Raw genomic sequence first — 22,062 nt, 5'->3', positions numbered from 1 at the left:
CTGGAACCTCCGAATGGACGTCACCCTGCTTTCCGATGTGTCCGCCTGGCAGCGCCTGGGCGGAGCCGATACCGCAACCGAAATCGCCCAGCAGCCCGCGCTGTGGGACACCCTCGCCCAGGACCTGTCGCGTGCCCGCGACCGCCTGCAGGCCTTCCTCGGCGACAGCCTCAACGATCCCAAGCAGCGGGTGTTGTTCACCGGCGCCGGCAGCTCCGGCTTCATCGCCGAAATGGTGGCCGATGCGATCAATGCGCAGTGGCCGGCCGAGGTGCGTGTGGTGCACACCACCAGCCTGCTGACCCATCCGGCGCTGTACCTGCAGCGCGATCGCCCGACCCTGCTGGTGTCGTTCGGCCGCAGCGGTTCCAGCCCGGAAAGCGTGGCGGCGGTGGACCGCGTGCGCAGCGACGTGGCTGATGCGCGCTTCCTCGACATCACCTGCAACGCCGATGGCGAACTGGCCCGCCGCGGTGCCGGCCGTGCCGATACCTGCACCCTGCTGATGCCGTCGGCCAGCTGCGACCGCGCCTTTGCCATGACCAGCAGCCTGACCTGCATGCTGCTGGCCGCACTGACCGTGTTTGATCGTTCGCCGTGGGATGCGCGCGTGGCGCGCCTGAAGCAGATCGCCGGCCTCGCCCGCGAAGGCCTGACGCAGTGGGATGCCCCGGTGGCGGCACTGGCGCAGCGCCCATTCAACCGCATCATCTACCTCGGCAGCGGCCCGCTGGAAGCGCTGGCACGCGAGTGCGCGCTGAAGGTGCTGGAGCTGACCGCCGGCCGCGTGCTGGCACTGGCCAACACGCCGCTGGGCTTCCGTCATGGCCCGAAGTCGACGCTGGATGGCAACACCCTGGTGGTGGTGCTGCGCAGCGTGCAGCCGCTGGCGCGCCGCTACGAACAGGACCTGCTGGAAGAGCTGCGCCGCGACGGCGTGGCCGGCCAGGTGCTGGCAATCGGCCCGCATTCGGACATCGGTGCCGATGACGACTACACCCTCACCGTGCCGTCGCTGGACGATCCGTGGCTGGCACCGGTGTGGCTGGGCTTTGCGCAGCTGTTTGCTCTGCAGCGCTCGGCCGCGCTGGGCCTGACCCCGGACAACCCGTTCCCGGACGGCACCGTCAACCGCGTCGTCAAGGGCGTCACCATCCATCATGGCTGAGCTGATCGCCAACGCCTGCTATGGCATCGACATCGGCGGCACCAAGATCGAACTGGTGGCGTGCGATGCGGCGTTGCAGGTCACCTGGCGCCGCCGCGTAGGTACCCCGCAAGGGGACTACGAAGGCTTCCTGCAGGCAGTGGTGGCGCTGGTGGCCGAGGCCGATGCCGCACTTGGCCGCAGCGATGCGGCCATTGGCATCGCCCTGCCCGGCGTACGTGACCGCCGCAGTGGCCGCCAGCTCAGCGCGAACGTGCCCGCACTGACCGGCCAATGCGTGGCGCAGGATCTGCAGGCGCGGCTGCAACGCCCGCTGCACTTCGGCAACGACCTGCAGTGCTTTGCCTTGTCTGAAGCGCACGGCGGTGCGGCTGACGGTTACCCCAGCATGTTCGGCGCCATCCTCGGCACTGGCGCCGGCGGCGGCTTCTGCCTGCAGGGCCGGCTGCTGTCCGGCTTCAACGGCCTGGCCGGCGAATGGGGCCACTGGAGCGTGCCCGGCCATCTGCTGCAGCGTCACGGCTTGCCGCTGCTGGACTGTGGCTGCGGCCTGCAGGGCTGCGTAGAGCGCTATGTATCCGGCAGCGGGTTGGCGATGATCGAACGCCACCTCGGCGGCACTGCCGCCGATGCCAGCGCGGTGATCACACTGGCCCAAGCCGGCGATGCACGTGCGCGCCAGGCGCTGGACATCCACCGCGACCTGCTTGGCCACAGCCTGGCCGCGCTGGTGCTGGCGCTGGACCCGCACGTGATCGTGCTCGGCGGCGGCCTCTCGCAGTACGCACCGCTGTACCAGCAGCTGCCGGCCGCCATCGCCGCCCACCTGTTCAACGGCGTGCAGGTACCGCCGATCGTGCCGCCGCGCTTCGGCGATGCCGGCGGCGCACGCGGTGCCGCCCTGCTCGCCTGCCAACCTTCGTTTTCCTGATTGACCGGAGCTGACCATGTCCCCGCTGCAGACCCTGCTTGCTTCCCACCGCGCCGGCGCCAATGTCGGCCTGTACAGCGTCTGCTGCAGCAACGAGCAGGTACTGCGCGCGGCCATGCACGTGGCGCTGGCGCACGGCACCGTGCTGCTGGTCGAGGCCACCTCCAACCAGGTCGACCAGTTCGGCGGCTACACCGGCATGACCCCGCCGCAGTACCGCGATTACGTCGGCACGCTGGCCGATGAGGAAGGCTTCCCGCGCGAGCGGCTGATCCTGGGCGGTGACCACCTCGGCCCGAATGCCTGGCAGAAGCGCCCGGCGGCCGAAGCGATGGCCCATGCGCGCGTGCTGATCGAAACCTACGTCGCCGCCGGCTTCCACAAGATCCACCTGGATTGCAGCATGTCCTGCGCCGATGACCCGGTGCCGCTGCCCGATGCCATTGTCGCTGCGCGCTCGGCCGAGCTGGCCGTGATTGCCGAACGCACCGCCGCCGAACAGGGCCTGCCACCGCCGGTCTACGTGATCGGTACCGAAGTGCCGATTCCCGGTGGTGAGGCTTCGCTGGCCGAGGGCCTGCAGGTGACCACGCCGGCCGCCGCCGCGCAGACTCTGGCCATCCACCAGCAGGCGTTCGATACACCGCAGCTGCGCGATGCGTGGCAGCGGGTGATCGCGATGGTGGTGCAGCCGGGCGTGGACTTCGACCACAGCAGCGTGCACGAGTACGACGCCGCTGCCGCCAGCACGCTGGCCGACTTCCTCGAACAGCAGCCGCGCATCGTGTTCGAAGCGCACTCCACCGACTACCAGCGCGAAAGCGGCCTGCACGCGCTGGTGCGCGACCACTTCGCCATCCTCAAGCTCGGCCCGGCGGCGACCTTCGCCTACCGCGAGGCGCTGTTCGCGCTGGCCGCGATCGAATCGGCACTGCTGCCCGCAGCGCAGTGCTCGCGCCTGCCGCAGGTGCTGGACGAGGTGATGGTGGCGCAGCCGAAGTACTGGCAGTCCTACTACCAGGGCGATGACGCCGCGCTGCGCCTGCTGCGCAGCTATTCCTTCAGTGACCGCTGCCGCTACTACTGGGGCGAGCCGGCGCTGCTGCAGGCGGTGCAGACCCTGTTCGCCAACCTGGAACAGCACGCGCCGCCGCTGGTGCTGCTCAGCCAGTACCTGCCGGAACAGTACCGTGCCGTGCGCGAGGGCACCCTGGCCAACACGCCCGCGGCGCTGGTGCAGCACCGCATCGGCCTGTGCCTGGGCGAATACGCCCGTGCGTGCAGCGCCAATCAGGCCGGAACCCGCGCACATGCCGCACACTCGGCTGCCGCGGCTGCGGCGAACGGCTAATCTCTACCTTTCCCCGCGAAACCGAGAATGGCCATGCGCAACACCCGCTCCCGCCGGCAACAGATCCTGCAGCTGCTGATCGAGCACGGCTCGGTGCAGGTGGCCGATCTGGTCGAGCGCTTCGGCGTGTCGGCGGTGACCATCCGCGCCGACCTGACCCACTTCGAGGCGCAGGGCCTGGCCCACCGCACCCACGGCGGCGCCACCCTGGTGCGCACGCCGCCGCAGGAACAGGACATCCACGAAAAGGACGCGCTGAACCTGCCGCTGAAGGAATCGATCGGTGCGTGTGCCGCACGCCTGGTACGGCCCGGCGACAACATCATCATCGATTCCGGGTCGACCACGATGACGCTGGCCCGCCACCTGCGCGCGCATCGCGATGTGACGGTGATGACCAACGGGCTGAACATCGCCTGGGAACTGGCCAACGCGCCCGGCGTCAACGTGCTGCTGACCGGCGGCCTGCTGCGCCAGCAGTCGCTGTCGCTGCAGGGCAGCCAGGCCGAGGCCAGCCTCAACTCGTACAGCTTCGACACCCTGTTCCTGGGCGTGGATGGACTGGACCTTCAGTTCGGCCTGACCACCCACGACGAGGCCGAAGCCCGCCTCAACCACCGCATGGTCGAGCGCGCGCGCCGCGTCGTGGTGCTCACCGATGCCTCCAAGTTCGGTCGTGTCAGCCTGCACCGCATCGCCCGGCTGGACCAGATCCACACCATCATCACCGACGCCGGCATCGACGACGCGACCCGTGAGGGCCTGCAGCGCCTGGGCATTGAAGTGATCATCGCCGAGCCACCCGCATGACCGACACCCGCTCCCTCCACGGCCGCATCCTCACCCCGCTGGGCTGGCGCCGCGGCCAGGTTCATTTCGATTCGCATGTGCGCCAGCTGCAGGTGGATGACCACAGCGGCGCAGACGACCTGCAGCTGCCGGTGATCCTGCCCGGTTTCATCGACCTGCACGTGCATGGCGCGGCCGGTGTGGACCTGATGCAGGGTGGGGACGCGGCGCGCACCATCGCCCGCACCCATCTGCGCTTCGGTACCACCACGCTGCTGGCCACCACCATGACCGCCGGCCTGGACGAGATCGAGCACGCGCTGCAGGGGGTGGCCGCAGCCATGGCCACGCCCGACGCCGATGCGGCGTGCATCGCCGGCGTGCATCTGGAAGGCCCCTTCATCAGCCCGCAGCGATTGGGCGCGCAGCCCGATCGCACGATCGAGGCGACGCTGGCGCTGGTGCAACAACTGCATGCGCTGGCGCCGATCCGGGTGATGACGCTGGCGCCGGAGATCGGCGAACATACCGCATTGATTCCCGCCCTGGCGGCGGTGGGCATCCGCGTGCAGCTCGGGCACAGCGCGGGCACCTACGAAGAAGGCGTGGCTGCACTGCAGGCGGGCGCGTCCGGGTTCACCCACCTGTTCAACGGCATGACCGGCGTCGACCACTATCGCCCAGGCATCGCTGCGGCCGCGCTGGCGCATGCGCAGTACGCCGAGATCATTCCCGACCTGCAGCACATCCACCCCGGCGTGATCCGCCTGGCCGCGCGCGCGATTCCGCGCCTGTACGCGGTGACCGATGCCACTGCCGCCACCGGCATGCCCGATGGCGAGTACGCACTGGGCGAGCAGCGCGTGCACAAGTGTGGTGGTTGCGTGCGCCTGGCCACCGGCTCGCTGGCCGGCAGCGCGCTGACCATGGACCAGGCACTGCGCAACCTGGTGCGCGTCGGCCTGGAGCTGGCCGATGCCTCGCAGCGTGTTTCCACCTTCCCGGCCGATTACCTGGGCCTGGGCGATCGCGGCCGCATCGCGCCTGACGCCCGCGCCGACCTGGTGGTGCTGGATGCCGAACTGCGCCTGCAGCAGGTGGTGGTGGGCGGGCGCGTAGTCGATTTGTAGAGTCGAGCCATGCTCGACTCACCGCGCAGCGCGCGCTGCGGGGAACCTCGATATCGGACTGAAGATCAGTCGAGCATGGCTCGACTTACAGAAAGCAATCCGCACCGAAACGCCTCCTGGGATATGCCGATGACTGCAAGCACCGCTCCGCGCTGGCCCGTACGTTACCTGCTCTTCATCGGCGGCCTCGGCGGCCTGCTGTACGGCATTGACATCGGCATCATCGCCGGCGCCCTGCCCTATCTTGAAGCAACTGCAAGCCACGCCTGGCAGCTCAGCAGCCAGCAGCTCGGCTTCGTGGTGGCGGCGGTACTGCTGGGCAGCGTGCTGTCCTCGCTGTTCGCCGGCATGGTCGCCGACCTGATCGGCCGCCGCGGAGCGATGCTGCTGGCCGGCCTGCTGTTCACCGCCTCGATTCCGATCATGGCGCTGGCCTCGGGGTATACACCGCTGCTGCTGGGCCGCCTGCTGCAGGGCGTCAGCGGTGGCCTGATCGGCGTGGTGGTGCCGCTGTACCTGGCCGAAGTCCTCAGCCCCGAGCGCCGCGGTCGTGGCGCGGCGATGTTCCAGCTGCTGCTGACCATCGGCCTGGTGCTGGCCGCACTGATCGGGCTGTACCACGCACATGCAGTGGACGCCGCCGCCGAAGCGGTACGTTCGCTGCCGGTCGCACAGCAGGCACAGGAACTGTTCACGGTGAAGGATCACGCCTGGCGCACCATCTTCTGGAGCTGCCTGGCGCCAGGCCTGCTGTTCTGCGCCGGCATCTTCTGGCTCTCCGAATCGCCGCGCTGGCTGGTGCGGCGCGGTCGCATCGACGACGCCCGCCGCAGCCTGCAACGCGTGTTGCCGGCGGCGCAGGTGGAGACCACGCTGGCGCAGATTCTGGCGCCGGAATCGAGCAGCAGCGATGGCAGGCGCGACCCGCTGCTCAGCCGCCGCTACGTGGTGCCGTTCGTGCTGGCCTGCGTGGTGCTGGCCTGCACCCAGGCCACCGGCATCAACTCGGTGCTGGCCTACGCGGTGAACATCCTCAACCAGGCCGGCCTGTCCGGCTCGGTCGCCAACGGCGCCGACGTGGCGATCAAGCTGCTCAACGCGGTGATGACCGTGGTGGCGCTGCTGCTGGTCGACCGCAAGGGCCGCAAATTCCTGCTGATGCTCGGCAGCGGTGGCATCTGCGTAGCCCTGCTGGCCGCAGCGGCATTGTTCTTCCAGGCCGAACGTGGCCGCGCCGACGTGCAGCCGCAACTGCAGGCGGCGGTCAGCGCCGATGGCCTGCAGCTGGTGCTGGATGACGCGCAGTGGCAGCGTCTGGGCGGCGGCATCGACAATGAAGGCCGGCCCATGCAACTGACGGTGTCATACGCCTATGACGATTTCACCAATGTGCGCGCCCTGCGCAGCGACAACCTGACCGACCGCGAGCTGCGCATCGAACGCGCCGGTACCGTGCAGCCGGACAGCGTGATCGGTGCCTTCTTCCGCAAGCTCCATCTGAACCCGTTCGCCGACCCCGCCAGCGCCGCCCAGGCGCCGCTGCGCATCGAACAGGCTCGCATCGGTCCGGTGCCGCCGCCGGCACACGGCTGGGCCGTGGCCGCCTGTATCCTGGTATTCGTCGCGTTCTTCGCGGTCGGCCCCGGCGTCTGCGTGTGGCTGGCGTTGTCGGAGCTGATGCCCAACCGCATCCGTTCCAACGGCATGAGCATCGCACTGCTGATCAACCAGTTCGTGTCGACCACCATCGCCGCCATCTTCCTGCCTACGGTGGGCCACTACGGCTACGCCAGCATGTTCGTGTTCTGGGCGGCATGTACTTTTGTGTTCTTCCTGGTGGCCGCGTTGTGGCTGCCGGAAACCAAGGGCAAGTCACTGGAGGAGATCGAAGCGCGGTTTGCGGCGAAGCGCGGTTGAGTAGCGCGTCGTAAATGCACAGCCTGTTTCCCGGGAGTTTGTCGCGAACAGCCTGATCTGATGTCGGCAAGCGTGATGCACTCCACAGGAATGGGCTAACACGCCGCCAGTGGTGGCTTCCTGCCCAACAGTTCTCCCACTACCCAGGGGGATCCTGCATGGGCACGGAAGCCGCTGTTGTCGCACTGGCGCGGGCGATCACACTCGACGCCCGCCAACCCCGCTTGCTGCGTCTGCAGGGATTGCAAGAGGCGTGGGTCGTCGAACGCTTCGAAGGCATCGAATCGGTGTGCGGCGACAACCGCCTGCAGATCGACTGCCTGTCCACCGACGCGTTCCTGGACCTGGAGCCGTGGCTGGAACAGCCGCTGACCCTGCAGCTGCGCCAGGCCGACGGCGCGCTGCGCCAGTTGCACGGGCTGTGCACCGAAGCGGCGCAGCTGGGCAGCGACGGCGGCCTGGCCCGCTACCGCCTGATCCTCGAACCGTGGACCGCGCTGCTGCGCCTGCGTCGCAACGCGGTGATCTTCCAGGACCTGGATACCCGCGCGATCTGCGAACAGATCTTCGCCGACTACCCGCAGGCGGTGTTCCGCTTCGACGTGCAGGCCGAACTGCCGGCGCGCGCGATCACCACCCAGTACCGCGTCGTCACCCGCCTGCTGGCCGAGGCCGGCCTGGCCTGGCGCATCGAGCAGGCGCAGGGCGATGAGGCCAATGCGCGAGCGCAAGGGATGGCAGGCTGGTTGGGTGGACCGTGGGCACTAACCAACGGCGATCTTAGCGTTGCAACTCCAGAGCTAGCCCAAGAAGAGGCTTTCAGGACTGATTCGACGCATGTGCACCATATCCATATAAGCACAGGAACCGACCAGCCGTGAACATGACCGTACTCTCTCTAGTTGTAGCACTTGCAGGCGCGCAGATGGATTTTGATCGACTACCCGGAAATGCACTCGGCCCCATCAACTGCCCGGAACCACCCGCTACCATCCGTACTGTGGAAGGACGCATCTATGAGTGCCGGCCCGAGGAAGGCCAGGATCCGTATGTTGACGTCACTCCGCCAGACGAGCGCGCTCACTGGAACCTTCCCTTTGGTTCGATAGCACCTCCGCCTTATGGAACAGGCAGCTATCACCCTCCTGCGGACTGGCCCTATCGCGCCATCATTTCCCACGGCAATCCGGCGGCGCACAATCGAGAGTACTTCTACATCTTTGACCGGGAAGGTGTGGTCATTGATTCGAACGAGCCTAACGCAATTGGCGATCAATTGATGGAGATTCGCGTCTCTGGCATCCGCCTCTGGCCCACTGCGAATGTCTACTACCTGATGCCGTCATTAGGCTCTGAAACAAGGCTTGGACAGATACGCTCCGCCGGTCGAACGGGCGATCCTGGAGCGTACGCATACGTAGTTGACGGCGGAATGCTCTGCCCGGCCCTGGACGAAAGCTACATCACCGACTGGCCGCTACCGAGGGCAGATCCATCGCCGTCGCGTCAGTACATCAATGGTCACTGCGCCAGGGCCTATCGGATGACGTCGCGATTTTCCGAGGACGACGTTCGCAATCCACGCTACTACACCTACCCGGGATTCAAGGCCGGTGGACTCGATCTTCTATGGAGCTTCCAGCGCCACGACGAGCCGGAGCGTCCTGTCCTCGACCGAAAAGGAGAATGTGTCGCCCTCTGCACGCACCTTCCCGCTCCTACCGCTCCACCGGCGCAGCCCCGGTGATGTGCTTCTCCAGCGCCTTGGCATCACCATCGTTCAAGCCACTCAGATTCATCGATTCAGAGAACGGTCCCTGCACCGTCGCCACCATCAGCACCCGGCCATCCACGCTGATCGCGATGCGCTGGCCGACCATCGCCGCCGTCCCATCGTGAATGCGCTGGTGCGCCTCGGCTCGATAGCGGATCTGCAACGCCGTCTGGCCGTAATCATCCTGCACAGAGCGCACATCGGCGATGTCCGCGCTGCTGGCAATCGGGGGCTCTCGCAGGGCCAATGTCTCGTCACGCCACCGCGCCGGCGCGCCCTTGCCGGCAGCGTCGACTGCGCTCAGGCGCACATCCACACCGGGAAGTGGCGGGCGATCCGGCTCCACCGGGGCGCTGGGCGTGGCCGCCGGCATGCAGCCGGCCAGCACCAGCGCCACCGCCAGCAACACCGCACGCGCGGGCCTCATTTCAGCTTTCGCAGCTTGAACGCCACCAGCACCTGCAGCAGCCCGTACAGCAGGCTGCCGATGCCGATCCACAGCGTGGTCACCGCCACGCCTGCATACGGATTGGCGGCAAACAGCAGGCCCAGCACCACCGCCAGCACACCGCTGAGAATCAGCAGCCACTCACCCTGGATCTGCTTGCGCACGCGGATCGCGAACACGATGCGATAGATGCCGGCCACCAGCAGCCACGCCGCCAGGAACAGCACCAGCACGCTGGCGGTGGCCAGCGGATTGATCACCGCCAGGATGCCGAATCCCAGCGAGGCGATGGCATACAGCGCCAGCCAGCCACGCGAAGCGCCGCTACCGCCGCTGATCAGTGCGAACAGGCTGATGACACCTTCAACGATGGCCATCACCCCCAGCGTCCACGCCAGTGCCATCGCTGCCGACAGCGGCCGGCCAATGGCAACGATGCCGAAGCCCAGTGCGACGAGCCCATACAGCAGCAGGATCCACCAGCTGCGCCCAACTGCCGACAGCAAGGGAGACAAGGGGGAATTCATGGCCACTCCTTCGATCCGGAATCGGTCCCATCCTAGCCGCTCCGCATGAAAGCGGCGATCACGGCACCCGCGCGCAGACCCACACGCGTACCTCGCCAGCGCCCGCCAGGCGCAGCGTCTCGGCAATCTCCATGACAGTGCTGCCCGTGGTCATCACATCGTCCACTACGGTCAACCGTGCAGGCACTGGCCCGCGTACATCGAAGGCATCGAACAGGTTCTCCCGGCGCTGTTCGGCGCTGCGCTCGGACTGCGGAGCGGTGTGCCGACGCCGGTATAGGCCATGCCAGACCGGCATCGGCAGCAGGCGGCACAGTTCCGCGGCCTGGTTGTAGCCGCGCTGGCGCAACCGACGATGGTGCAGCGGCACCGGCACCAACGGTGGGCATGACCAGGGCGGCGGTGCGCGCTGCATCAGCTGTGCCAGCAGGCGGCCTGCCGCCAGATCCTGGCGGAACTTGTAGCGCACCAGCAGCTGATCCACAGGTGGCAGGTACAGCAGGCTGGCATGCGTGGCGGCCTGGGGCGGTACCTCCTCGCGGCAGGTGCCGCAGACGATCAACGCGGTGTCGGGCAACGGCAACGCGCAGCGCAGGCAGGCCCGGCCGGACCAGGGCAGCCCGGCCAGGCAGGCATCACAGAGATCAAGTCCATCGTGGCCCGGGTCGCCGCAGACCAGGCAGCGCAACGGCATGAGCAGATGAAGCAGCGTGTGGAACATGCCGTGGAGGGCGTTGGTGGGCGACAGGCGCATGGCCCAGCCTTCCATGACATCACGCGCGCAACCATCGGCAGACGCCGCATCCCGCTGTCAGGCCGCTCTGCCAATGCCATCGGTGAGTGCCTGGTCGACACTCCCTCGATGCGACTAGCTCGCGCGGTCGCGCTCTACCGCTGGCGCCATCAGCACTTCCGCCAACCCCCGATAGATCGGCACCCGGCACACCAGTCCGGACACGCCGCGGGCAATCAGCACCGTGGCCAGGATCGGCAGCAGCAGATCGCCACTGTCGGTCAGCTCCAGCGAGATCACCGCCGAGGTCAGGGGCGCCTGGGTAACGCCGGTGAGGTACGCACACATGCCCAGCAGTACGAACGCGCGCGGATCCACGCCGGGCATCAGCACCGCGAGGTTGTGGCCCAGTCCCGCGCCGACCGCCAGCGCCGGCGAGAACAGGCCGCCGGGAATTCCGGCCACGTATGACGCGAGGTTGGCCAACAGCTTCATCAACCCGAACTCATGGCCGACCGTGGCCTGGCCCTGCACCAGGCTGCGCGCCTGCTCGTAGCCGGTGCCGAACGCGCCTTCACCGAAGGCCAGGGCCAGCAGCACCACCACCAGACCGCAGCCTGCGGCCAACAGAACCGGATGCCGCTGCCGCAGGTGCCCGAGCCAACGCGGGCGGCCCGCCGCACTGGCCAGCACAGCACGCGCGAACAGGCCGCCCAGCAAGCCCGCCACCACGCCGCACAGCAGGATGGCCAGCCAGCCCTGGCCCAGCGGCAGGCGCGCGCTCACATGGCCGAAGTAGGTGTAGTTGCCGAGCAGGCCCAGCGACACCACGCCACCGACGATCACCGCGGTCAGCAGGGTGCCGGAGAAGCGATGCTCGAAGCGGCCGCTGAGTTCTTCGATGGCAAACACAATGCCGGCCAACGGCGTATTGAATGCGGCGGCGATACCGGCAGCACCACCTGCCAGCAGGAAGTGCGAGAGCTCGCGGGGATCCTTGAAACCGAACCCGCGGCCGAACAGGTACATCAGGCTGGCGCCCACGTGCACCGTGGGCCCCTCGCGCCCGACCGACGCGCCGCCGAGCAGCGACAATGACGTCAGCAACAGCTTGCCGGCCGAGACGGCAGGCGAAAGATGGGTCCTGCGGAACGACTCATCGGGCTTGTCCAGCGCGGCGATGACCTGCGGAATGCCACTGCCGCGGGTGGGTTTCAGCACACCGGCGGTCAACCAGGCCAACAGCGCGAAGATGCCCGGCGTGAGCAGCAGGGCCCACCACGGCGAGTGCGCGGTGATGCGCTGGAACAGGTGAAAGGCCGCGTCGCTGGCCTTGGCGAACAGGATCGCCACCAGCGCGACGGCCACGGCGCCGCCCCAGAGCGCGGCACGGCGGCGCCAGGATTCACTCAGGACCAGCGTGGTGATGCGGTCGCGGAGTCGGTGAAGACCAATCATGGGAGAGAGTCTGCGCGCCAGCGCTTGCGTTGGGCAGCGGCCACTGTGGCCGGACGCATTGCAGGATGCGGTGAAAAGTGGCGCATCCGCCGAATCCGCAACAGGATCGAAATGTAAACCTATCGTCAAACATTATGGTTGACAGCCCGAACAAGCCCACCCACACTGCCGCCCTCGCTCTACTCGTACCCAAGGTCCCGCCATGGCCGCCGCCATCCGCCACGACTGGCAACACGACGAACTGCAGGCGCTGTTCGAGCTGCCGTTCCCCGAGCTGCTATTCCGCGCCGCTGCGGTCCATCGCGAGCACTTCGACCCTGCCCAGGTACAGGTCTCCACGCTGCTGTCGGTGAAAACCGGCGGCTGCCCTGAAGACTGCGCGTACTGCCCGCAGGCACAGCGCTACACCACCGGGGTGAACGCGCAGAAGCTGATGGACACCGACGCGGTGTTGGCCAAGGCGCGCCAGGCCAAGGCCGCCGGTGCCTCGCGCTTCTGCATGGGCGCGGCGTGGCGTTCGCCGAAGGACCGCGACATTCCGAAGGTGGCGGCGATGATCGCCGGGGTGAAGGCGCTGGGCCTGGAAACCTGCGCCACGCTGGGCATGCTCAGCGGCGAGCAGGCACGTGCGCTGAAGGACGCCGGCCTGGACTACTACAACCACAACCTCGACACCGCGCCGGACTACTACGATTCGATCATCCACACGCGCCAGTACCGGGACCGCCTGGATACGCTGGAACACGTGCGCGATGCCGGCCTGAAGACCTGCTGCGGCGGCATCGTCGGCATGGGCGAGACGCGCGCGCAGCGCGTCGGCCTGCTGCTGGCGCTGGCCACGCTGCCGGCGCACCCCGATTCGGTGCCGATCAACAAGCTGGTGCAGGTGGCGGGCACGCCGCTGCATGGCAGTCCCGAGCTGGATCCGTTCGAGTTCGTGCGCATGATCGCCGTGGCGCGCATCGTCATGCCGCGCGCGATGGTGCGGCTGTCGGCCGGGCGCGAGGCGATGAGTGACGAACTGCAGGCGCTGTGCTTCCTGGCCGGTGCCAATTCGATCTTCTACGGCGACAAGCTGCTGACCACCGGCAACCCGGAAAGCGAACGCGACCTGGCCCTGTTCGCCCGGCTCGGCCTGCAGCCGATGGCGGTACAGGTGGATGCCGAAGGCCATGACCACGGCGGCACCGTGCACACCGATATCAGTGCCGATACGCCCGGCTGTGGCTGCGCTCACGCGGCCTGAGACGGGCCGCAAGCAGGCGCCGCGGCAACGCGCTACCCTAGCCGCCCCGTCGACGCATTCAGCCGCCATGGCCCGCCCCGACCTGACCGCCCGTCTCCACGCCCAGCGCGCCCTGCGCGATGCCCAAGGCCGACGCCGCGCGCGGCGTACGGTCAGCCGCCGTGACGGCGTCCGCCTGGAAGTGGACGGCCAGTGGCTGACCGGCTTCTGCAGCAACGACTATCTGGGCCTGGCCCAGCAGTTCAGTGTGGTCAACGCACTGCAGGACGCCGCCGCGCGCGAGGGCGCCGGTGCCGGTGCTTCGCACCTGGTCTGCGGCCACCACGCAATGCACGACGCGCTGGAACGCGAGGTGGCCGAGTGGCTGGGCTACCCGCGTGCGCTGCTGTTCGGCAGTGGCTTCGCCGCCAACCTGGCGGTGCAGCAGGCGCTGCTGAGCGAAGAGAGCGACGTGTGCGTGCAGGACAAGCTCAACCACGCCAGCCTGCTGGATGCGACACGGTTGGCCGGTGCGCGCCTGCGCCGCTATCCGCATCTGGATGCGGAAGGGGCGATGCGCCAGCTCAAGCACGCGCCCGATGGCGCGGCGATGCTGGCCACCGATGGTGTCTTCAGCATGGATGGCGACATCGCACCGCTGCGCGCTTTGTCGCTCGTGGCACGCCTGCAGCAGGCGCTGTTCTACGTCGATGATGCGCACGGCGTGGGCGTAGTCGGCGACGGCCGTGGCGCAGTGGCTGCCGCCGGGCTGGGCGTGGACGACGTTCCGCTGCAACTGGTGACGCTGGGCAAGGCGCTGGGCGGTTCCGGCGCACTGGTGCTGGGCCGCGACGACCTGATCGAACATCTGGCCGAGACCGCGCGCCCGTACGTCTACACCACCGCCCTGCCACCGGCGATGGCTGCCGCTGCACTGGAAGCGGTGCGCCTGGCGCGCCGTGACAACTGGCGCCGTTCGAAACTGACCGATCTGATCGCGCTGTTCCGCGGCGAAGCCCGTCGCCATGGCCTGGATCTCATGGCCTCGGAAACGCCGATCCAGCCGCTGCTGTGTGGTGACGATCATCGCGCTGTGGCGATGTCCAAGGCACTGGAACAGGCCGGCTGGCTGGTCGGCGCCATCCGCCCGCCGACCGTGCCGGAGGGCAAGGCACGGCTGCGCGTCACCCTGTCCGCGCTGCACACGCCGGAACAGGTGCGCGGCCTGGTCGAAGCCATCGCCAGCGCGCGCGACCGCGTGGCCCTGCCCACGCGCGAACCCGCGCCGCCGCCACTGCCCGCCTTTGCCTGAGTCTGCTGTCGTTCCCCCATGCATATCGAAGTGACCGGCCAGGGGCCGGACCTGGTACTGATCCACGGCTGGGCCCTGCAGGGCGGCGTGTTCGCGCCGCTGGTCGAACGCCTGGCGGATCGGTTCACCCTGCATCGTGTCGACCTGCCCGGTCACGGCCATAGCCGCGAAGACACCACGCCGCTGCGCCTGCCATTCGTGGTCAACGCCATTGCCGCGGCCACGCCGCCGGCGGTGTGGTGCGGCTGGTCACTGGGCGGCCTGTTCGCACTGCACGCCGCCGCGACGCTTCCGAAGGTGCGCGGGCTGGCGATGATTGCGGCCACGCCGCGGTTCGTGCGTGGCCAGGACTGGCCGCATGCGGTGGAACCGGCGGTGTTCGAGCAGTTCGGGCGCGAGCTGGCCACTGATTTCGGCGGCACCCTGGAGCGCTTCCTGGCACTGGACGTGTTGGGTTCGGCGCATGCCCGCGAGGAACTGCGCACGCTGCGCCAGCGCCTGGTCGAGCGCGGCGCGCCAACCGAACGCGCCTTGCAGGACGGCCTGCGCCTGCTGGAAAGCACCGATCTGCGCGGCGCGCTGCCGACGCTGGGCAGACCCAGCCTGTGGATCGCCGGCCAGCGCGACCGCCTGGTCTCACCGGCGGCGATGAACGCGGCGGCGGCGCTGGCCCCCGGCGCGCAGGCGCTGACCATCGCCCACGGCGGCCACGCGCCCTTCCTCGGCCATGCCGACGAGGTGGCCGCCGCCCTGCAACACTTCGTTGCCGGCCTGTCACCGGCCGATGGCGGACAATGAGCGCCCTCCTAACTCGCCAGGACTGACGCATGGATCTGGGTATCACTGGCCGCTGGGCACTGGTCTGCGGCGCCAGCAAGGGGCTCGGCCTGGGCTGCGCGCGTGCGCTGGTGCGCGAGGGCGTGAACGTGGTGATCGTGGCCCGGGGCGAAACCGCCCTGCAGGCCGCCGCTGAAGCACTGCGCGCCCTGCCCGGCGCCGCCGAAGTCCGCGTGGTCGCCGCCGACGTGACCACCGAGACCGGCCGCTCCGCAGCGCTCGCCGCGTGCCCGCAGGTGGACATCCTGGTCAACAACGCCGGTGGCCCGCCACCCGGCGATTTCCGCAGCTTCGAGCGCGATGACTGGATCGCCGCACTGGACGCCAACATGCTGGCACCGATCGCGCTGATCCGGGCCACCGTGGACGCGATGATCGAGCGCGGCTTCGGCCGTATCGTCAACATCACCTCGTCGGCAGTGAAAGCGCCGATCGACATCCTGGCACTGTCCAACGGCGCGCGCAGCGGACTGACCGGTTTTGTCGCCGGCCTGTCGCGCCGCACTGTGGCCCACAACGTCACGATCAACAACCTGCTGCCCGGCCAGTTCGACACCGACCGCCTGCGTGCCAACTTCGCCCACAGTGCGGGCAGGGACGGCGACGCGGGTGAAGTGGCCGAGCGCCGCCGCCAGCAGATTCCCGCCGGCCGCTTCGGCACGCCGGACGAATTCGGCGCCGCCTGCGCCTTCCTGTGCAGTGCGCAGGCCGGCTACCTCACCGGGCAGAACCTGCTGATCGATGGCGGCGCCTACCCCGGTACGTTCTAAGAGACTCTCGCAATGCCGTCCCACTTCGATGCCCGCCATGTCCGCCGCGCGTTTGCCCGCGCCGCCAGCAGCTACGACGCCGCCGCCGCCCTGCAGCGCGAGGTGCAGTCGCGGTTGATCGAATCGTTGGACTACCTGGAGGCGCGCAAGCCGGAGGTGGTGCTCGATATCGGTGCCGGCACCGGCCACGCCAGTGCGCTGATGAAGAAGCGCTGGCCGAAGGCGCAGGTGATTGCCCTGGACGTGGCGTTGCCCATGCTGGACCAGGCCAAGCGCCAGGCCGGCTGGTGGAAGCCGTTCCAGCGCCTGTGCGGCGATGCCGCCGCGCTGCCGCTGGCCGACAACAGCGTGGACGTGATCTTCAGCAACCTGTGCCTGCAGTGGGTGGACGACCTGCCGGCGGTGTTTGCCGGATTCCGTCGCGTGCTCAAGCCCGGTGGCCTGCTGCTGTGCTCGACCTTCGGCCCGGAAACGCTGGTCGAGCTCAACGAGGCCTTCGCCGCCGCCGATGAGCGCCCGCACGTGAGCCGCTTCGCGCAGATCGCGCAGTTCGGCGATGCGTTGATGATGGCCGGTTTCCGCGACCCGGTGCTGGACCGCGACCTGTTCACCCTGACCTATGACGACCTGCCTTCGCTGATGCGCGAACTGCGTGCGATGGGTGCCACCAACGCCCGCGTGGACCGCCGCCATACGCTGACCGGGCGCGGTCGTTTCGCCGCTGCTGCGGCGGCGTACGAACCGATGCGCCGCGCCGACGGCAAGCTGCCCAGCAGCTGGGAAGTGATCTATGCCCACGCCTGGGCGCCGGACCCGGGTGCGCCGATCCGCGAAGGCGGGCATGACGTGGCCTCGGTGCCGGTGTCGGCGATTCCGATCCGGCGCAAGCAGACCTGATCGCGCTACCGCCGGTCACGCGCCGACCCAGGTCGGCACCGACCCTGATGCAGGCTCCCGCCTCAGGTATTGGCCGGTGAACTCAGCGGCGGGCGCACCAGGTCGCGGTGGAAGAAGTAGATCTCCTGCACCAGGAAGCGCCAGCTGGTGTGGAAGCTGCGGAAGCGCGTGCTGGGCGTGGACGAGGCCAGCGCATCGATGCCCAGCGCCCTGCTCAGGCGCAGTGCGCGCGCCATGTGCAACGGGTCGCTGACGATGATCACCCGGCGCAGATGGCGCTGGTCCATCAGCCGCTTGGCTTCGACCAGGTTCTGCACCGTGTTGCGCGAAGCGGTCTCGATCAGGATCGCGTCGTCCGGCACGCCGTGCTTGAGCGCGTAGCGGCGTGCCACCTGCGACTCGGAGAAGCGCGCACCGGTGCCGCCATAGCCACCGGTGAAAATCAGCAGCGGCGCGTAGCGGGCCTCATACAGGTCCAGTCCATGGCGGATACGCTCCTCGAACACCGGCGACGGCTTGGCGTCATACGCCGCAGCACCCAGCACGATGATGGCGTCGGCCTTGGCCGCCTGGTCACGCTCACCGATCCAGACGATCCAGGCCGTCACACCCAGCAGCCAGATCACCAGCACCACGAACAGCCGCCAGATCCAGCCCAGCAGGCCGGTACGCCGTCGCTGCCGGTCGCGGCTCATGGCGCGCCCCAACGCAGTGCGGGCAGGTCGACATTGCCGCCGGACAACACCAGCCCCACGCGCAGCCCCGCAAAGCGCTGCGGCTGCGCCAGTACCGCTGCCAGCACGGTGGCCGAAGACGGTTCCACCACCTGCTTGAGGACCTCCCACAGCAGGCGCATCGCCGCCATCGTGGCCGCGTCATCGACCACGATCACCTCGGCACCTGCCGCGCGCAGCAGCGCGAAATTGGGCGCGCCGATCAGGGTGCGCAGGCCGTCGCAGATCGTGTCCGGGGTGAATGCGCCCTGGCGCTCGCCGGCGGCCAGCGAGCGTGCCGTGTCATCGGCACCGGCCGGTTCGGCCAGCACCAGCCGGGTCTGCGGGCTGGCGTGCTGCAGGGCCAGGGCGGTGCCGCTGGCCAGCCCTCCGCCGCCCACCGGAACCACCAGCACGTCGAATGGACCGTCGCTGTGCAGCAGTTCCAGTGCGGCGGTGCCCTGTCCGGCCATGACGGCCGGGTCGGCATAGGGATGGACCAGGGTTGCGCCGGTATCGGCCTGCACTCTGGCGCAGGTGGCCTCACGGTCGGCGATGGTCGGCGGGCAGCGCCAGAGCGTGGCGCCGTGGCGGGCGATGTTGGCCAGCTTGGCCGCCACCGCCCCGTCCGGCACCACCACATGGCAGGGAATGCCCCGGGTGCGTGCGGCCAGCGCCAGGGCCGCGCCGTGGTTGCCGGAGGAATGAGTGACCACGCCGGCACGGGCGCGATCGGCATCCAGCGACCACACCGCATTGCACGCGCCGCGGAACTTGAATGCGCCGCCGCGCTGCAGATGCTCGGCCTTGAACGCCAGCTGCGCGCCGGCCAGCGCATCGAGCGTGCGCGAGCGCAGCACCGGGGTCACGCTGGCGTGCGGCGCGATCCGCGCAGCGGCAGCCAGGACATCGTCGGCACGGGGCAACAGTGAATCGCTCATGACGCAAGATTAACGTATGGCTCCCCGCTGGCGACCCCGGCACAGGTCATGCCAGCATGAGGGCCTTCACCTCCATTCATCCTGATGGGTGAAGTTAAGGGCTGATTCAATGCCTGCGCACGAAGCTGACCGCACAACCCGTCCTCTGGGGGGACCCACCATGAAAACGCGCCTGATGCTTGCCGGTGGCCTGATGCTGGCACTGACCGGCTGCACCACTTACGACTATGTCGGCGGTGGCCGCAGCGGCAGCTACTACCACGGTGCGCCGTCGGTGGAGTACCGCTACCCGGCCGGCTATCCCTACAACTACGGCTATCCGTACTACGGCGGCTATGGCGGCTACTACGGCGGCTATGGCAATCCGTACTACTCGCGCCCGATCTACCGCCCGCCGCACAATCACCGCCCGCCGCCGCGCCCACCCGGCAACGGCGGCGAGAACCGTCCGCCGCCGTCGCGGCCGTCGTACAACGGTGGCTCGCCGTGGCGGAACATGGATTCGATGCGTCGCCCGCCACAGTCGAACGTCCAGCCATCGGCACCGCCGCCGCAGGCCCGGCCGGCGCCGGCGCCCAGCGCGCCGAGGATGAACGGTTCCCCCTGGCGGAACATGGATCGTGGGACGCAGCGCACAGTTGAGCGCTGAACCGTCTTGCATTTCACACGGTCCAAGCCGCAATCTACGGGGACAGTGACGGCCCGCGTCACAAAGTGACAAAAACGACACGGGCCGCCGCAAAAAGCTCTACGTCGATATCCGACAGGAACATCTGGATCCCCCCTGTTCCGGCCCTGTCGGATGTCGGCACCTCTGATGGCAGACGGCCCCGCAATGCGGGGCCGTTTGTTTTGCCGGGTCGGCAACCGGCGAGAGCCCCCGCGTCAGTGGATCCACGCCATGCGTGATGGGGCCTTTCCGACAGCCCAAAAAAACAGGGCCGGACAGTCCCCCGACTGCCGGCCCTCTGCTCCCCCACCGTGCGCCTGTACCGGCCCCTGTTCCAATTCCGGTCACGGGCGCCCGCGGCGCCAGCCACGGTGGGTGCTATTGGGTTATCTGCAAAAAACCCGCCAACTTTAGCGCTGATTTCCGCGCCGGCCCGATGGCGCCGGCGCGTTACCCCCGATTGGCGCTAAAATCGCCACCCCGGCGCCACCTCCGGTCGCGCCCGCCCCCAGCTGAACAGCCCCCATGAACCCGTCCTTCCATCGTTACGACGTCATCGTCATCGGCGGTGGCCACGCCGGCACCGAAGCCGCGCTGGCCGCGGCCCGCACCGGCGTGCGCACCCTGCTGCTGACCCACAACATCGAAACGGTGGGCGCGATGAGCTGCAATCCGGCCATCGGCGGGATCGGCAAGGGCCATCTGGTCAAGGAGATCGACGCGCTGGGCGGCGCGATGGCGCATGCCGCCGACCGCGCCGGCATCCAGTGGCGCACCCTCAATGCCTCCAAGGGCCCGGCCGTGCGCGCCACCCGCTGCCAGGCCGACCGCAACCTGTACCGCATGGCGATCCGCGCCATTGTCGAAGGCCAGGCCAACCTGACCGTATTCCAGGCTGCCGTCGATGACCTGGTCATCGAAGGCGACGCCGTGCGCGGGGTCATCACCCAGACCGGCCTGCGCTTCGATGCCGAGGCCGTGGTGCTGACTGCTGGCACCTTCCTGGCCGGCAAGATCCATGTCGGCCCGACCCAGTACGCCGCAGGCCGCATGGGCGACCCGCCGGCCACCACGCTGGCCGCGCGCCTGCGCGAGCGTCCGTTCCAGGTGGACCGCCTGAAGACCGGCACGCCGCCACGCATCGATGGCCGCTCGCTGGACTACAGCATGATGGATGAGCAGCCGGGCGATTCGCCGCGGCCGGTGATGTCCTTCCTCGGCTCGGTGGACGAGCATCCGCAGCAGGTCAGCTGCTGGATCACCCACACCACCGAGCAGACCCACCAGATCATCCGCGACGCGCTGCACCGCTCACCGCTGTACAGCGGCCAGATCGAGGGCATTGGCCCGCGCTACTGCCCGTCGATCGAAGACAAGGTGGTGCGTTTTGCCGAGAAGGCCAGCCACCAGATCTTCGTCGAACCCGAAGGCCTGGGCATCGTCGAGATCTACCCCAACGGCATCTCCACCTCACTGCCGTTCGATGTGCAGCTGGAGATGGTACGCAGCATCGTCGGCTTCCAGAACGCGCACATCACCCGCCCCGGCTACGCGATCGAGTACGACTTCTTCGACCCGCGCGGGCTGAAGGCCTCGCTGGAAACCAAGCTGGTCAACGGCCTGTTCTTCGCCGGCCAGATCAACGGCACCACCGGCTATGAAGAAGCCGCCGCGCAGGGCCTGCTGGCCGGCCTCAACGCTGCCCGCCAGGTACGCGGGCTGGACGGCTGGTGCCCGCGCCGCGACGAGGCGTACCTGGGCGTGCTGGTGGATGACCTGATCACCCACGGCACCAACGAACCGTACCGCATGTTCACCAGCCGCGCCGAGTACCGCCTGCAGTTGCGCGAGGACAATGCCGACCAGCGCCTGACCCCGGCCGGCCGCGAAATGGGCCTGGTCGATGACCGCCGCTGGAGCGCGTTCGAAACCAAGCAGGCCGCCGTCGCCGCCGAGCGCGCGCGCCTGGGCGCGCTGTGGGCGACCCCGGCCAATGCACTGGGCCGCGAGGTACAGGAAACGCTGGGCGTGGCGGTCAGCCGCGAAACCAATGTGCTGGACCTGATCAAGCGCCCCGAGCTGGACTACGCGCAGCTGATGCAGGTGCCGTCGCTGGGCCCGGCCGTGGCCGACGGCAAAGTGGCCGAGCAGGTGGAGATCGGCGTGAAGTACGCCGGCTACCTGGACCGCCAGCGCGAGGAGATCGAGCGCCAGCAGCGGCATGAAGCCACGCCGATTGCCGAAGCCTTCGATTACGCAACGGTGCGGGGGCTGTCAGCCGAGGCCCTGCAAAAGCTGGAGCGCGTGCGCCCGCAGACCATCGGCCAGGCGCAGCGCATCCCGGGCATGACCCCGGCGGCGATCTCGCTGCTGCTGGTGCATCTGGAGCGCGCGCGCCGCGGCCGCGTGGCGTAGGCAATCGGACCTGTTCCTGGCAGGCGCCGCCCAAGGTTGGCGCCGACCAGAGCGAA

Annotated in this window: 21 protein-coding genes; 15 read left to right on the top strand and 6 right to left on the bottom strand. The window is 68.6% G+C overall.

The genetic code is table 11. The features are described from left to right. Positions 1–13: 13 nt before the first annotated feature. The 8 genes from ARC23_RS14925 (at position 14) to ARC23_RS20840 (ending at position 9,033) form a co-directional block, all read left to right on the top strand. Entirely contained in the window at positions 14–1,168 is a 1,155-nt protein-coding gene (locus ARC23_RS14925; RefSeq protein ID WP_057497921.1) for an SIS domain-containing protein, read from the top strand. Next, entirely contained in the window at positions 1,161–2,099 is a 939-nt protein-coding gene (locus ARC23_RS14920; RefSeq protein WP_057497920.1) for an ROK family protein, read from the top strand. The genes ARC23_RS14925 and ARC23_RS14920 overlap by 8 nt, the downstream gene beginning before the upstream one ends. 16 nt (positions 2,100–2,115) lie before the next feature. Next, entirely contained in the window at positions 2,116–3,450 is a 1,335-nt protein-coding gene (locus tag ARC23_RS14915; RefSeq protein WP_057497919.1) for a D-tagatose-bisphosphate aldolase, class II, non-catalytic subunit, read from the top strand. 33 nt (positions 3,451–3,483) lie between these two features. Beyond that, positions 3,484–4,260 (top strand): DeoR family transcriptional regulator, encoded by a 777-nt coding sequence (locus tag ARC23_RS14910; protein ID WP_057497982.1) that lies wholly within the window; start codon positions 3,484–3,486, stop codon positions 4,258–4,260. Then, on the top strand, positions 4,257–5,369 hold the full coding sequence (gene nagA / locus ARC23_RS14905; protein ID WP_057497918.1) for an N-acetylglucosamine-6-phosphate deacetylase: 1,113 nt from the start codon (positions 4,257–4,259) through the stop codon (positions 5,367–5,369). The genes ARC23_RS14910 and nagA overlap by 4 nt, the downstream gene beginning before the upstream one ends. A gap of 129 nt (positions 5,370–5,498) precedes the next feature. Beyond that, positions 5,499–7,286, top strand: coding sequence for an MFS transporter (locus ARC23_RS14900; protein WP_057497981.1), 1,788 nt, complete (start codon positions 5,499–5,501; stop codon positions 7,284–7,286). A gap of 158 nt (positions 7,287–7,444) precedes the next feature. Continuing rightward, positions 7,445–8,167 (top strand): type VI secretion system Vgr family protein, encoded by a 723-nt coding sequence (locus ARC23_RS14895; protein ID WP_238985249.1) that lies wholly within the window; start codon positions 7,445–7,447, stop codon positions 8,165–8,167. Then, positions 8,164–9,033 carry a hypothetical protein gene (locus ARC23_RS20840; RefSeq protein ID WP_152985273.1) on the top strand — a complete coding sequence of 290 codons (870 nt, stop codon included), beginning with the start codon at positions 8,164–8,166 and terminating at the stop codon, positions 9,031–9,033. The genes ARC23_RS14895 and ARC23_RS20840 overlap by 4 nt, the downstream gene beginning before the upstream one ends. On the opposite strand, the gene ARC23_RS14890 is transcribed toward ARC23_RS20840, so the two are convergent. From ARC23_RS14890 to ARC23_RS14875, 4 genes are all read right to left on the bottom strand, one after another. Continuing rightward, positions 9,005–9,487: a SecDF P1 head subdomain-containing protein gene (locus tag ARC23_RS14890; protein ID WP_057497916.1), complete on the bottom strand. Its 483-nt coding sequence runs from the start codon at positions 9,485–9,487 to the stop codon at positions 9,005–9,007. The two genes, ARC23_RS20840 and ARC23_RS14890, sit on opposite strands and share 29 nt — an antisense overlap. Beyond that, positions 9,484–10,035 (bottom strand): HdeD family acid-resistance protein, encoded by a 552-nt coding sequence (locus ARC23_RS14885; RefSeq protein ID WP_057497915.1) that lies wholly within the window; start codon positions 10,033–10,035, stop codon positions 9,484–9,486. Before ARC23_RS14885 ends, ARC23_RS14890 begins: the two co-directional genes overlap by 4 nt. A gap of 58 nt (positions 10,036–10,093) precedes the next feature. Continuing rightward, positions 10,094–10,789, bottom strand: a complete 696-nt coding sequence (locus ARC23_RS14880) for a ComF family protein (RefSeq protein ID WP_057497914.1) — start codon at positions 10,787–10,789, stop codon at positions 10,094–10,096. A gap of 114 nt (positions 10,790–10,903) precedes the next feature. After that, positions 10,904–12,226 (bottom strand): chloride channel protein, encoded by a 1,323-nt coding sequence (locus ARC23_RS14875; protein ID WP_057497913.1) that lies wholly within the window; start codon positions 12,224–12,226, stop codon positions 10,904–10,906. 202 nt (positions 12,227–12,428) lie between these two features. On the opposite strand from ARC23_RS14875, the gene bioB reads away from it, so the two are divergent. The 5 genes from bioB (at position 12,429) to bioC (ending at position 17,267) form a co-directional block, all read left to right on the top strand. After that, entirely contained in the window at positions 12,429–13,472 is a 1,044-nt protein-coding gene (gene bioB / locus ARC23_RS14870) for a biotin synthase BioB (RefSeq protein WP_057497912.1), read from the top strand. Positions 13,473–13,539: 67 nt separating this feature from the next. Continuing rightward, positions 13,540–14,763: an 8-amino-7-oxononanoate synthase gene (gene bioF / locus ARC23_RS14865; RefSeq protein WP_057497911.1), complete on the top strand. Its 1,224-nt coding sequence runs from the start codon at positions 13,540–13,542 to the stop codon at positions 14,761–14,763. An 18-nt stretch (positions 14,764–14,781) separates the two neighbouring features. Continuing rightward, complete coding sequence (gene bioH, locus ARC23_RS14860) at positions 14,782–15,561, top strand: pimeloyl-ACP methyl ester esterase BioH (RefSeq protein ID WP_057497910.1); 780 nt, start codon at positions 14,782–14,784, stop codon at positions 15,559–15,561. Between the two features lie 29 nt (positions 15,562–15,590). Then, on the top strand, positions 15,591–16,370 hold the full coding sequence (locus ARC23_RS14855) for an SDR family oxidoreductase (protein ID WP_057497909.1): 780 nt from the start codon (positions 15,591–15,593) through the stop codon (positions 16,368–16,370). A gap of 12 nt (positions 16,371–16,382) precedes the next feature. Then, positions 16,383–17,267 carry a malonyl-ACP O-methyltransferase BioC gene (gene bioC, locus ARC23_RS14850; RefSeq protein ID WP_057497908.1) on the top strand — a complete coding sequence of 295 codons (885 nt, stop codon included), beginning with the start codon at positions 16,383–16,385 and terminating at the stop codon, positions 17,265–17,267. Between the two features lie 62 nt (positions 17,268–17,329). Here the strand turns inward: bioC and ARC23_RS14845 are convergent, their stop codons facing one another. After that, positions 17,330–17,974 carry a YdcF family protein gene (locus ARC23_RS14845; protein ID WP_057497907.1) on the bottom strand — a complete coding sequence of 215 codons (645 nt, stop codon included), beginning with the start codon at positions 17,972–17,974 and terminating at the stop codon, positions 17,330–17,332. Beyond that, a complete protein-coding gene (locus ARC23_RS14840) occupies positions 17,959–18,921 on the bottom strand; it encodes a pyridoxal-phosphate dependent enzyme (RefSeq protein WP_057497906.1) in 963 nt (320 codons plus the stop codon). Before ARC23_RS14840 ends, ARC23_RS14845 begins: the two co-directional genes overlap by 16 nt. A 160-nt stretch (positions 18,922–19,081) precedes the next feature. Here ARC23_RS14840 and ARC23_RS14835 point away from each other — a divergent pair, with 160 nt between their 5' ends. Together ARC23_RS14835 and mnmG are read left to right on the top strand one after the other, a co-directional pair. Beyond that, positions 19,082–19,570 (top strand): hypothetical protein, encoded by a 489-nt coding sequence (locus ARC23_RS14835; RefSeq protein WP_057497905.1) that lies wholly within the window; start codon positions 19,082–19,084, stop codon positions 19,568–19,570. A 546-nt stretch (positions 19,571–20,116) separates the two neighbouring features. Further along, positions 20,117–22,006, top strand: coding sequence for a tRNA uridine-5-carboxymethylaminomethyl(34) synthesis enzyme MnmG (gene mnmG / locus ARC23_RS14830; RefSeq protein ID WP_057497904.1), 1,890 nt, complete (start codon positions 20,117–20,119; stop codon positions 22,004–22,006). Positions 22,007–22,062: the final 56 nt, after the last annotated feature.

Origin of the sequence: Stenotrophomonas beteli, assembly GCF_001431665.1 — a bacterium.
In the GTDB taxonomy this organism is placed as follows: domain Bacteria; phylum Pseudomonadota; class Gammaproteobacteria; order Xanthomonadales; family Xanthomonadaceae; genus Stenotrophomonas; species Stenotrophomonas beteli.
Note: the sequence above shows the minus strand (reverse complement) of the source record. Positions and strands in the feature narration are given on the sequence as shown.